The following is a 12312-nucleotide window of genomic DNA, read 5'->3' on the forward strand; positions in this document are numbered from 1 at the left end:
CCCGGAAAACCATGAAAAATCTATCAATTAAAAATATAATAATCATTCCGATAGCAGTTTTGGGAATTCTGATCACCACATCCTGTGATGATCTCAGCGAAAACGTCTATAGTTCCACTACTACAGCGAATTATTATCAGACCTCCGATCAGGTACTCGCAGCATATGCTTTGCCGTATAGTTTTCTTCAATTTATTCATTACGACATGCATTGGTCCATGGCGACATTTGGTACAGATGAAGCCGTAGCAACTGTGAAAAACAATCAAGGATTCGAAAATGGAAGGTGGGTACAGTTTCATCAGCATACATGGACATCTGCTTTGGACTGGTTGGAGTGGAATTGGTACAACTATTTTCAGGGCATAGGTTATTGCAATCAGTTTCTGGAAGTTTTGGAAGATCTTGATTTCAATAATTTTGATTTACCGATTTCTAAGCAGCAGATGATAGCAGAGATCAAAATGTTAAGGGCCTTTTACCATTATTATGCCATGGATGCTTATGGAAATATCCCCGTAGGTGAAAGCATGCAAATTTCCAATGTGAGCAATTGGGACAGGGCAGACGTTTTCAATTGGATTGAAAACGAAATCCTTGAAAATAGAGATCTACTAGGTGAAAAGAACGATGGTAACTGGTATGGTAAATTCACCAAGTCTGCTGCAAATGCATTGCTGGCAAGACTTTATCTGAACGCTGAAGTTTATTCGGGTGCTCCAAGGTGGCAGGATGCAGCAAATGCGGCGGATTTAGTCATCAACTCCGGACTTTACAGTCTGGATCCTACCTGGGATGCACCTTTCAAGGTAATGAACCAACATAGCCAGGAAAATATCTTCGTAGTACCTTATGACTTCAATTTTGCTCCTGGGTTTAATATGGTCGCCCAAAACCTACCAGGTGCCATGATTGATGTGTTTGATTTTCCTGATTATCCATGGGGGAAAACTGTTACCCAAGAAGCGTTTTACAGGATGTATAAGGAAAATGATCACAGAATCAATCAGTGGATAGTTGGGCCTCAATGGTACGACGAAGAAGAAACTGAACCTGTTTGGGGTTGGTGGGATCAGGATGGGCAACAATTGACCATAACTCCTGAAATTGATATGCTCATGAATCCTAACGGGGGTTATGGCCAAGGTGTAAGGAATAAGAAGTATGAAATCGAGAGGGGTAATATCTGGAATATGAACAATGATTTTGTTGTTTTCAGGTTGGCTGAAATGATGTTTATAAAAGCTGAAGCCATTATGAGGCTAAATGGAGGTCAAGCAAACAGTGAAGCTGTGGAGTTGGTCAATCAAGTACGTGCCAGAAGTTTTGATCCAGGAGATCCAGATGCTGTTTATACTCCGGCATCGCTTACTCTTGATGAATTTCTGAATGAGCGAGGAAGAGAATTTGCCTATGAAGGTAAGCGAAGAGAGGACCTGATCCGATTTGGTAAATACACAGAACCCAGATGGGAGAAGCAGCAAAGTGAAGCATACAGGACTATTTTCCCAATTCCAATGAATATTCTTGTAGCCAACCCTAATCTTCAACAAAACCCAGGTTACTAATATAAATTGCCGGAGCTGTAGAAGACAGCTCCGGCTCAACCCCCAAGTATATGATGAGAAGTGAAATTGTATGTGCCATAAAGCAAGCTTTATGGGTGGTAGTGCTTTTGCCTTTTGTTTTTAGTTGTGATACTTCTGTCAAGACACCGGATTATTCATCTTGGAATAAAGTTGGTGGGAATGTTACAGGAAACAAATATTCTTCACTGGATCAAATTAACACTGAAAATGTGCACCAATTAGAGGTCGCATGGATCTACAATACAGGCGATGCTGATTATGAAGCTCATTCTCAGATCCAATGTAATCCCATTATTATTGAGGGTACAATGTTCTGTACCTCACCCCAGCTTAAGCTAATCGCATTAGATGCAGCCACAGGTAAAGAGAAATGGGTTTTCACACCTTTTCAGGAAATTGAGGGTGATAAATTCGGGCATTTTAACCTGAATAATAACAGAGGAGTTGCCTATTGGACAGATGGAAAAGGGAAGGAAAGGATATTCTATGCTACCGGGCATTATTTTAATTCCATAGATGCCAAAACTGGCAAGCTGGATAAAAGCTTCGGTAATAATGGTAGGGTTGATCTACATGGAGGTTTAGGTAGAGATGTAAGTGATCTCTTCATCACAGCTACCTCAGCTCCTTCTGTTTATAAGGATTTGGTCATCACAGGTACAAGGGTGTCTGAGTCTATGGATGCTGCCCCGGGGCATATCAGGGCTTATGATGTGAGAACAGGGGAACAAAAATGGATTTTCCACACCATTCCTAACCCTGGAGAAGCGGGTTCAGAAACATGGGAGGATCAGGAAGCACTTTTGATGACAGGTGGTGGAAACAATTGGATGGGAATGATCATTGACCATGAGCGAGGAATTGCTTTTGCTCCCACAGGCTCCGCTGCCATGGATTTCTATGGAGGCAAAAGAAAAGGTTCAAACTTATATACCAATTGCCTGTTGGCACTGGATGCCAACACCGGAAAGCTCAAGTGGCATTTTCAATACATCCACCATGATACCTGGGATTATGATCCCTCCTCTTATCCGGTTTTGGTTACCGTGGATAAAGATGGGAAAAAGATTGATGCTGTCACCCAAACCTCTAAAACAGGATTTGTCTATGTCTTCGACAGGGAAACTGGGGAACCTGTCTTTCCAATTGATGAAGTTCCAGTAGATACGGATACGGAGCTAGTTGGAGAAAGGCTATGGCCAACCCAACCTATTCCTAGGTTGCCTAAACCTTTTGTAAGACAATCTTTTACTGTAGATGATATCAACCCCTATCTTCCAAAAGCTTCCTATGATGATGTGAAGAGAAGACTTGAATCTTACAATACAGGCAAAATGTTTCTTCCTCAATCCAAAAAAGGAACCATTATTTTTCCTGGATTCGATGGGGGAGCAGAATGGGGAGGCCCGGCCGTGGATCCTACTAGCAACTACCTATACGTAAACGCCAATGAAGTTCCTTGGATCATGCAGATGTTGGACGCTGACCCTGACCACGAAGGCGCAGAAAATTACCTGCAGGCAGGACACAGATTATACAGACAGCATTGTATGACATGCCATGGTGCAGACAGAACCGGAACGGAAGAAAACCCTTCTCTGCTGGGAATTGAACAACGTTATTCAAAAATCCAGTTCCTGGACCTAGTCAATTCTGGTAGAAGGATGATGCCAGCCTTTCAGTTTTTGGACGATATAGAAAAGGATGCCATCGCAGCCTTCGTGCTCAACTTAGAAGCAGAACAGCAACAAGATTTTCAAAAAGACATTTCTAAAATCGAAGCTTTCAGAAAGCTTCCATATAATATTTCAGGATACAACAAATTCAGGTCTCCGGAAGGTTTGCCGGCAATAGCACCACCTTGGGGGACTTTGACAGCCATCAACCTCAATACCGGCGAGCATGTATGGCAGACTGTACTGGGTGAGGATGAAGAAATGAAAGCTTTGGGAGCTGATATCACAGGCACAGAAAATTATGGTGGTCCGGTAGTGACAGCAGGAGGATTGCTATTCATTGCAGCGACCAAGGACGAGAAGATCAGGGCTTTTGATAAAAAGACAGGAAAATTATTGTGGCAGGCTGACCTTCCTGCTAGTGGGTTTGCAACTCCTGCGACCTATGAGGTCGATGGGAGGCAATATGTGGTGATCGCATGTGGAGGGGGGAAACTTGAAAGACATTCTGGTGATGCTTATGTGGCATTTGCTTTACCTAAAGAAAATAAGTAAACATGGATTGGTTTAATATATCAAGAAGAGGGTTTGTGAAAATGCTGGGAACAGCTGCTGTAGGCCCTTTTCTTCCTTTGTCATCAATGGCTTTGGGTCAAAGAAATGGAAACAGAAAAATCCATGCCCACCTTTGGATGTATGCAAGTCAGTTTCCACCCGATTGGGACAGCACCCCTATTTTGGACCGAATATTCTCAGATTTCAAATATGCCGGCTTGGATGGTATTGAGATCATGGATGCCAATTTAAGGAATGAAGGAATAGTACCAAAGCTCAGAAGGCTTATCGGTGAATACGGCATCCCTGTAATCGGTGCTTCCTTCTATGGGGATATGTGGAACAGTTCCATGCATGGTCATATCCGAAAAGATGCCCAGAAAATCATTAGGAACCTATCTCTGGTAGGAGCTTCACACCTTGGCATAACAGTAGGGGATGCAGGTCGGAAAAAGACTGAACCCGAATTGGACGATCAGGCCATGATTCTCAGGGAAGTTATCAAAATATGTCATGACAATGGCATAGACCCCAACCTCCACAACCATACTTTTGAAATGCAATATGATCAGGTTGATTTCCTGGGAACTTTAGAAAGGGTCCCTGAAATAAACCTTGGACCAGATGTCAACTGGCTGATCAGGTCTGGCATTGATCCGGTTAAATTTATTCATGATTATGGGAGTAAAATCACCTTCATTCATTTAAGAGATCAGGATGAAAAGGGGCTTTGGACGGATAGCCTTGGTACTGGATCGACTGACTTTCATGGTATATCCCGTGCATTAAAGAAAGTTGGATATAATGGGGATTTCACCATTGAGCTTTCTTATGAAAGACAGCCTACCCATGACCTCAAAGAAGACCTGAAAAAAAGTAGGGAGTACGTGAAAAATGTGTTTTTGTAAAACTAGCTTCCTACTGTTGAGATGAATATTCAAAACACCCAAAAAGCTTCCCGAACTTATGATGCCATCGTAGTCGGCTCTGGTATTTCCGGAGGATGGGCGGCAAAAGAATTGACAGAGAAGGGTTTGAAAACCCTGGTGCTGGAAAGAGGAAGGAATGTCAGGCATATATCCGATTACCCCACTGCCACAAAGGCACCTTGGGAGTTGCCACACCGTGGCAGGCTGCCTGATGAAATGATGAAAAATAATCCAATAGCAGCCTCCTGCTATGCCTTTGATGAGAGCACAGAACATTTTTTTGTCAAGGATGCAGAACAGCCCTATGTCCAGCAAAAGCCATTTAGTTGGATCCGGGGCTATCAAGTTGGGGGAAAGTCCCTGATCTGGGGAAGATGGACCCAGCGCTGGAGTAACCTTGATTTTGAAGCCAACCTGAAGGATGGCTTGGCTATTGATTGGCCCATCCGCTATGAGGATTTGGCTCCTTGGTATTCCTATGTAGAGCGCTTTGTGGGAATATCAGGAAACAAAGACGGTATTCCACATCTACCCGATGGGGAGTTTTTAGCTCCGATGGGTATGAACTGCCTGGAAACACATTTTAGAAAATCAATAGAAAGTAAGTGGACTGATAGGAGGTTGATAATTTCCAGAACGGCTAATTTATCTCAAAAAGTTGAAGACAGAGGCCCCTGCATGTATAGGGATAAGTGCGCCAGAGGATGCCCGTTTGGAGGTTATTTTTCCAGTAACTCAGCCACCCTGCCTGCAGCAGCCAAAACAGGCAACCTTACTTTAAGACCTCATGCGCTTGCCACAGAAATCCTTTACAATGAGAAAAGTGGAAAAGCTGAAGGTGTCAGAATTCTGGATACAGAGACCCTTGAGCAGGAGGAGTTTTATGCTAAAATCCTGTTTTTAAATGCAGGTACTTTGAATACCACCGCATTGATGCTCAACTCAACTTCAAGCAGGTTTCCAGAAGGCTTTGGAAATGACAGTGGTGTTTTGGGACATTACCTCATGGATCATAATTACAGGGCTAGCCTAGGGGGTGAGTACGATGGGTTCCAAGACAAAATCACCTTTGGAAAAAGACCTACTGGAGTTTACATCCCTAGATTTAGGAACCTTCAAGGAAACGATGGAAAGGGATTTGCCAGAGGATATGCTTTTGCAGCCGGAGGGAATAGAAGAATGGCTGATTATTCCGAGCAAAGTCTGGGATATGAACTTAAGGCTGCCATGAGCAGGCCTTCCACCTGGGATCTTTGGATGACAGGCATGGGAGAGTGTCTTCCATATTATGAAAACAAAGTGACCCTATCTAAAGACAGGAAGGATCCATTCGGAATGCCACAACTGGAAATTGATTGTGAATTCAAGGAAAATGAACTCAGGATGCTTGATGATATTCTTGAAACAGGTAGGGAGATGCTCGAGGAGGCTGGATTTATAAATATTTATGCCCAGGACACCCAAAAGCCGCCAGGTCTGGGAATTCATGAGATGGGAACTGCAAGAATGGGCAGGAATCCCCAAACATCTATTTTAAATGGGCATAATCAGGTTTGGGGAGCGCCAAATGTCTTTGTAACAGACGGTTCCTGTATGACTTCCAGTGCTTGTCAAAACCCTTCACTGACTTATATGGCACTCACAGCCAGAGCAGTGGATTATGCTATCGATGAAATTAAAAAAGGTAATTTATGAAGCATGTAAGATATAAACTGCTGATAGGCTGTTTTTTTCTGTTTAGTTCCAGCTCGTTCAGCCAAACTGTAAAATTGATTTTTGATACAGACATGGGCCCTGACTATGATGATGTAGGAGCTTTGACTATGGTCCACGCTTTTCAGGACCAAGGGAAAGTTGAGCTCTTGTCAACCATGGCAAGCACGAATTATGACAATGTCGGCCATGTACTGGCTATCATCAACAGCTATTTTGGAAAAGGGAAAACCCCGATTGGGGTTTCAGGTACCTATGGTGTGGATTTGAGAGATTGGCAATTCTGGTCAGATTCTCTGATAAGTAGATACGACCACTATCTCTCAGATGAACCTTATCAAGATGCGGTCCGACTGTACAGGGAATTGCTTTCAAGAGCTGACAATGGAAGTGTCACCATTGTCACAGTAGGATTTCTTTCCAACATAGCCGAATTGCTTCGCTCTCAGGGCGATGACATCAGCCCTCTTTCGGGAAAGGAGCTGATGCACAGCAAAGTCAAAACATTGGTGTCAATGGCAGGCAAGTTTCCTGAAGGGATGGAATTTAACATTGAAATGGATGCAGTATCCGCAAATTATGTCAATGATAATTGGATGGGAAAGTGGGTGCTCAGTGGATTTGAAATCGGTGATAAAATCCATACAGGCCTTCCTTTGATCCATAACAATTCCATTGCCCAAAGCCCGGTCAAAGATGTTTACAGCATTTCAATTCCAATGGCTGAGGAAGATAAAGGCGGTAGAATGAGCTGGGACCAAACGGCAGTTTTGGTGGCGGCATTGGGTGCAGAACCATTTTATAAGCTCGAAAGAGGAAAGTTGATTTTAAAATCTGATGGCTATAACTATTGGAAAAAGGGTAGCGGGAATCACTATATTCTATTGGAAAACATGGCTCCTGAAGAGGTTGAAGATCTAATCAATACCTTGATGATGCATACACCATATTTAAAGTAAGCTTAAACTTGTCATGAAAAAAAACAAAGTATTCAGCATTTCCTTCTTGATAGGGTCATTGTTTTTTTTGGCTTGCGCGGTTGAAGATTCAGTGAGTGACTGGCCTGAATTTCTGGGTGGTCCCGGGAGAAATCAATATTCCAAACTCACCCAGATCAATCGAGAGAATGTATCACAACTCAGCAAGGCATGGGAATACCACACAGGCGATAGCGGTCAGATTCAGTGCAACCCCATCATTATTGATGGGGTATTGTATGGCATGACAGCAACGACCAGACCATTTGCTATAGATGCTGCCAGCGGCAAGGAAATTTGGAGGTTGCCAACAGAAGATCATGATCAGTTTTCTACTAGTAGGGGATTGAGTTACTGGGGAAATGGAAAGGATAATAGAATCTATTATACAAAAGGGGAATGGCTATATGCTTTGCATGCCAAAGATGGAACATTGGTGGAAAGTTTTGGTGAAAATGGAAAAGTCAGTCTTAAGTCAGGTTTAGGTAAGCAGGCTGACCAGAAAATGGTAATTTCCAATGCACCAGGGACTATTTATAAGGATTTGATTATCATGCCATTGAGAGTGTCTGAGGGAACTGATGCTGCAATGGGGCATATCCAGGCATTCAATGTTATAACCGGGGCCTTGGAATGGGTGTTTCATACCATACCGAAACCTGGAGAGTTTGGTTTTGATACTTGGCCTGAAGAGGCACATAAAAACACCAGAGTGGGAGGTGCTAACAACTGGGCCGGAATGGCTTTGGATACGCAAAGAGGAATTATTTATATCCCTACAGGGAGTGCCGCCTATGATTTTTATGGAAAAGACAGGCCAGGACAAAACCTCTTTGCCAATACATTGCTTGCTTTAGACGCTGCGACGGGTAATAGAATTTGGCATTATCAGATTGTCCATCATGATATTCTGGATAGGGATTTGCCTTCAGCGCCCAATTTATTGACCATCCATGTTGCAGGAAAGCAAGTTGATGTTGTAACCCAAACTACCAAGCATGGCTATGTATTTGTTTTTGACAGGGAGACTGGAGAGCCTGTCTTTCCAATTGATGAAAAACCTGTTCCCCAATCCGATATTCCCGGTGAACAGAGTTGGCCTACTCAGCCTGTTCCCAAACTGCCTGCACCGTTTGCAAGACAGACATTAGCACCACATGACATCAGTCCTTATGCAGAAAACAAGGAAGAGCTCAAGCAGACTTTAGCTTCCTTGAGAAATGAAGGTCCATTCACTCCTTTGAGCTTGGGAGGGAGTATTGTCTTTCCCGGTCTTGATGGAGGAGCAGAATGGGGTGGGGCTGCCGCAGACCCAGAAGGAGTACTTTATGTCAATAGCAGTGAAATGGCCTGGATTCTTGGTTTAGGGCCTTCACAAACAGAAGAAAGTCTTGCTGACCTGAGCGAAGGAGCAAGGGTATATCAAACCCAATGCGCAGCCTGCCATATGGAAGACAGGTCAGGCAACCCTTTAAGTGGATACCCTGCATTGGATAAGCTGGAAGGTAATTTATCCAGAATGGCTGCCCAAACCATCATTCAAAATGGAAAAGGAATGATGCCAGCATTTACACAACTTTCAAGCAGTCAAAGAGCAAGTTTATTGGATTATTTATACAAAACAGAGGAGGTTGTTGCCAAAAAGGAACCTGGTATGGATGGAAATAGCCCCATCGCTCCTGAGCCGGCTTATAAAATCAACCGCTTTTCAAAATTTTTGGATAGCAATGGGCTACCTGCCATCAGCCCTCCTTGGGGTACATTGAGTGCGATTGATTTGAACACAGGCATGTATAAATGGAAAATCGCTTTTGGAGAATATCCGGAGCTAGTGGAAAAAGGCATTCCAACCACCGGAGCTGAAAGTTATGGCGGCCCAATAGTTACCCAAAGCGGCCTCTTGTTTATAGCAGGTACCAAGGATAAAAAGCTAAGGGCTTATGACAAGGAAACCGGCAAGCTCCTTTGGGAAGGAATGCTTCCAGCAGCAGGGTTTGCTACCCCGAGCACCTATATAGCAAACGGCAGGCAATATGTAGTCATTGCCTGTGGTGGCAACAAATTAGGTGCTCCCTCAGGAGACAGTTACGTTGCTTTTGCCCTTCCACAAGATTGAATTCAATGACTCCCAATTTGACAAACTCATTTTAGAATGAATATAAACTTTAAACTTGCCCTTCTTTTTTTCCTCTTCGTCTCCTTCAGAACTACTGCCCAAGAATTCTCTTGGGATAAAAACAGTGCAGAAGTTTGGTCGGTCAATCAGGTGGTTTCCGGCGAGACTGAGCTAAAATTGGATCATGCCTGGATAGGTCAGAATGGAATCTTTTCAAAAGTTAAAATCATTGAGGGAAAGATAAGCCAAGAAGTGAAACTGAAAGAAATACAGAATCATTTTGTGCTTGCCTTAGATCCTGAGGGGAAAAAGCTTATTTCAGATACATTGAAACTTGAATTGGGTTTTGATCCGGTTCCTATCCTGCTTCCAGAATTGGCTCAGGAGGATGGAGCAAATCTATGGATAGAAGTGAAAACTTTAGAAAACCCATTTGCAGAAAGGCTGTCTTATACTGTTCAGCCTGAAGGTGCCAACCCGGAAGGATTGATTATATCCATTGATTCCCAAGACAGGGTGAGGATTGAAAAACCAAAAGCCGATGGGGATTATTTTATTGATTTTGCTAATGCCTCTAAGTTTGGGGAACAGACTTTTAAATTCATGTTTAGAAAAGTTCGGGATTCTTTCGAAGTATTTGGACCTTCCAATGAACAGCATCCTTGGATGCAGCACGCAGTTCTTTACCAATTGACACCTTCCAATTTTACCGATAAGAGGAGCTTTGCTTCCATCAGCAAAAAGATTGCAGAATTGGCAGAGTTGGGCATTAATACCCTCTATCTTCAACCTGTTTTTAAAACCCACAGAAAGGGACAGGGATATGATATTGTAGATTACTTTTCCCTAAAGGAAGAGTTTGGGAGCGATGAAGAACTTGCTGCCTTGATCAAGGAAGCCAAAGCCCATGGCATGAAGGTGTTGTTTGACTTGGTGATCAATCATAGTAGTATTCACCATCCTTATGCAGTAGATAGAATTGAAAACAAGAATCGGTCACATTATGATGATTATTACCATACCAAGCACGATGGTGCGAAATACTCCTCACACTATACCGTAGATGAATTTGGATTTATCAACTACTTCTGGAATGATTTGGTCAACCTCAATTATGACAATGAGGAGGTCCAGCGCTGGATGCTGGAAGCGTGTAAGCATTGGGTCAATGCATTTGATATTGATGGGTATAGGTTTGATGCCATTTGGGGTGTGATGGCCAGAAAACCTGAATTTGGTTTAAGGCTGAGAAATGAGCTGAAAGGTATAAAGCCTGATATTTTGCTACTGGCAGAAGCCAAAGCGATGGAACCAGAAGTGTATGAGTTTGGCTATGATGCAGCCTACGACTGGACCAGTGACACGTTGTGGGTTTCTCAATGGAGCTGGGAATATGAATACAATACCAAAGAAAGCATGACGGTTTTTAACCACCCGAATAAAGCAAAAAGAATGGAATTGCTCGAAGAAGCTGTCTTTGGAAACAATGAATTTCCGTTTAGAACGCTAAGGTTCACAGAAAACAATGATCTTCACCGTTTTCCTTCTCATCATAGTTCTGAACAGGCAAAACTAGCTTCCAGCCTGGTGTTTACGCTTCCTGGAATCCCCATGCTTTATCAAGGTCAGGAAGTTGGGAACTTGACCCACCCCTATACTTCCAAACCTGTTTATGATGATGAGCAGCCCATTTCGGATCAGGATGATTCAGGGATGTTTGAATTTTACAGAAAGCTAATTCAGTTGAGAGTTTCTAATCCGGCTTTAATCAAAGGAAAACTGGATTCCTTTGAGACAAGTTCTGATGAGCTATTTGCATTTTGGCGAGAGACTGAAGATCAAAAGTTACTGGTATTGATGAATCTCTCCTCTTCTGAAGCCTCTTTTAACATGAATCTGATTTTTAATGAGCAAATGCAAGCTGACCATTTCAGTTCAGTAAAAGATTTAGTGTCAAGCAGGATTTTTGTGGCCAGAGATAAAGGTCCTGAAATTCAAATAGAACCCTATCAGGTTTTCATATTTGAATTTCAATAGTTTAAGTTTATTGATAGTTGAACCACCGTTTTTGCGTATCAAATGGCTTTTGGAACTCAACCACTTGGCGTTGGTGTTTTTAAGTTGTTATTATAAATTGCTACTTTCTGCGGGTATTTAGATATTAACTTCTCCAGCTTTTCTATTTTACATTTTGGGTCAGTCCAACGTGGTGGCAAATGAGTTGTACAAAATTGCTCTTTTTTTACATTGAGCGACTGGTTCACTTTTTTATTTTGCCTTCATATGTTTTGATCCAATCCTGTACACTGATTTTTCGCATTAATTGTCCGATGAGTTCATAAGGGATCTCCTCAGATTTCTTGAAGCGTATACAGCTTTTTCCCATATCAGGTTTTTTAGAACTATGTTTGGGATATTGACTCAAAAACCAATCCATCAATTTTTGATCTGCATAAATACCCATGTGGTAAAAATTAATCGAATGCTTTTGGGAAGCAATACCGGCAAATGGGAGGGGTTCACTGGGTTTGCAATGATATCCCGAAGGGTAGATTGAATGGGGTACCACATAACCCAAGCCACCGTAACTGATCCCTGCCTCAAACCCCTCAGGAAGATTTTTCATGATGACATCATGTAATTTCCGGAAAGGAAGAGACCTCTCTTCAGGAACATTGGCCAATATTTCTTCAACAGTATTGCCGGGTGTTTTCATTTGTTTGATTTTTCAAAGAGATCATGAAATTTGACTTACCT

The 12312-nt window shown here is 42.6% G+C and carries 8 protein-coding genes; 7 read left to right on the forward strand and 1 reads right to left on the reverse strand.

Features of this window, described 5'->3' with window-relative positions; all coding sequences use genetic code 11:
- Positions 1-11 precede the first annotated feature (11 nt).
- The 7 genes from A33Q_RS20910 to A33Q_RS20940 are packed head-to-tail and all read left to right on the forward strand — an operon-like array spanning position 12 to position 11592.
- Positions 12-1568 carry a RagB/SusD family nutrient uptake outer membrane protein gene (locus A33Q_RS20910; RefSeq protein ID WP_009035359.1) on the forward strand — a complete coding sequence of 519 codons (1557 nt, stop codon included), beginning with the start codon at positions 12-14 and terminating at the stop codon, positions 1566-1568.
- Between the two features lie 50 nt (positions 1569-1618).
- Positions 1619-3820, forward strand: coding sequence for an outer membrane protein assembly factor BamB family protein (locus A33Q_RS20915; RefSeq protein ID WP_009035358.1), 2202 nt, complete (start codon positions 1619-1621; stop codon positions 3818-3820).
- A 2-nt stretch (positions 3821-3822) separates the two neighbouring features.
- Positions 3823-4728, forward strand: coding sequence for a sugar phosphate isomerase/epimerase family protein (locus A33Q_RS20920; RefSeq protein WP_009035357.1), 906 nt, complete (start codon positions 3823-3825; stop codon positions 4726-4728).
- Between the two features lie 21 nt (positions 4729-4749).
- Complete coding sequence (locus A33Q_RS20925) at positions 4750-6444, forward strand: GMC oxidoreductase (protein WP_009035356.1); 1695 nt, start codon at positions 4750-4752, stop codon at positions 6442-6444.
- The gene (locus A33Q_RS20930) at positions 6441-7421 is read left to right on the forward strand and encodes a nucleoside hydrolase (protein ID WP_009035355.1); all 981 of its coding nucleotides are present in this window, start codon (positions 6441-6443) and stop codon (positions 7419-7421) included. Before A33Q_RS20925 ends, A33Q_RS20930 begins: the two co-directional genes overlap by 4 nt.
- 13 nt (positions 7422-7434) lie before the next feature.
- Positions 7435-9555 carry an outer membrane protein assembly factor BamB family protein gene (locus A33Q_RS20935; RefSeq protein ID WP_009035354.1) on the forward strand — a complete coding sequence of 707 codons (2121 nt, stop codon included), beginning with the start codon at positions 7435-7437 and terminating at the stop codon, positions 9553-9555.
- A 36-nt stretch (positions 9556-9591) separates the two neighbouring features.
- The gene (locus A33Q_RS20940) at positions 9592-11592 is read left to right on the forward strand and encodes an alpha-amylase family glycosyl hydrolase (protein WP_009035353.1); all 2001 of its coding nucleotides are present in this window, start codon (positions 9592-9594) and stop codon (positions 11590-11592) included.
- A gap of 223 nt (positions 11593-11815) precedes the next feature.
- Here A33Q_RS20940 and A33Q_RS20945 read toward each other — a convergent pair whose 3' ends face one another.
- Positions 11816-12271, reverse strand: coding sequence for a DUF1801 domain-containing protein (locus A33Q_RS20945; protein WP_009035352.1), 456 nt, complete (start codon positions 12269-12271; stop codon positions 11816-11818).
- Positions 12272-12312: the final 41 nt, after the last annotated feature.

The organism is Indibacter alkaliphilus LW1 (assembly GCF_000295935.2).
GTDB lineage: Bacteria > Bacteroidota > Bacteroidia > Cytophagales > Cyclobacteriaceae > Indibacter > Indibacter alkaliphilus.

Coding starts and splice junctions, on each gene's coding strand:
- A33Q_RS20910 (WP_009035359.1), top strand. CDS start 12: ATGAAAAATCTATCAATTAAAAATATAATAATCATTCCGATAGCAGTT.
- A33Q_RS20915 (WP_009035358.1), top strand. CDS start 1,619: ATGATGAGAAGTGAAATTGTATGTGCCATAAAGCAAGCTTTATGGGTG.
- A33Q_RS20920 (WP_009035357.1), top strand. CDS start 3,823: ATGGATTGGTTTAATATATCAAGAAGAGGGTTTGTGAAAATGCTGGGA.
- A33Q_RS20925 (WP_009035356.1), top strand. CDS start 4,750: ATGAATATTCAAAACACCCAAAAAGCTTCCCGAACTTATGATGCCATC.
- A33Q_RS20930 (WP_009035355.1), top strand. CDS start 6,441: ATGAAGCATGTAAGATATAAACTGCTGATAGGCTGTTTTTTTCTGTTT.
- A33Q_RS20935 (WP_009035354.1), top strand. CDS start 7,435: ATGAAAAAAAACAAAGTATTCAGCATTTCCTTCTTGATAGGGTCATTG.
- A33Q_RS20940 (WP_009035353.1), top strand. CDS start 9,592: ATGAATATAAACTTTAAACTTGCCCTTCTTTTTTTCCTCTTCGTCTCC.
- A33Q_RS20945 (WP_009035352.1), bottom strand. CDS start 12,271: ATGAAAACACCCGGCAATACTGTTGAAGAAATATTGGCCAATGTTCCT.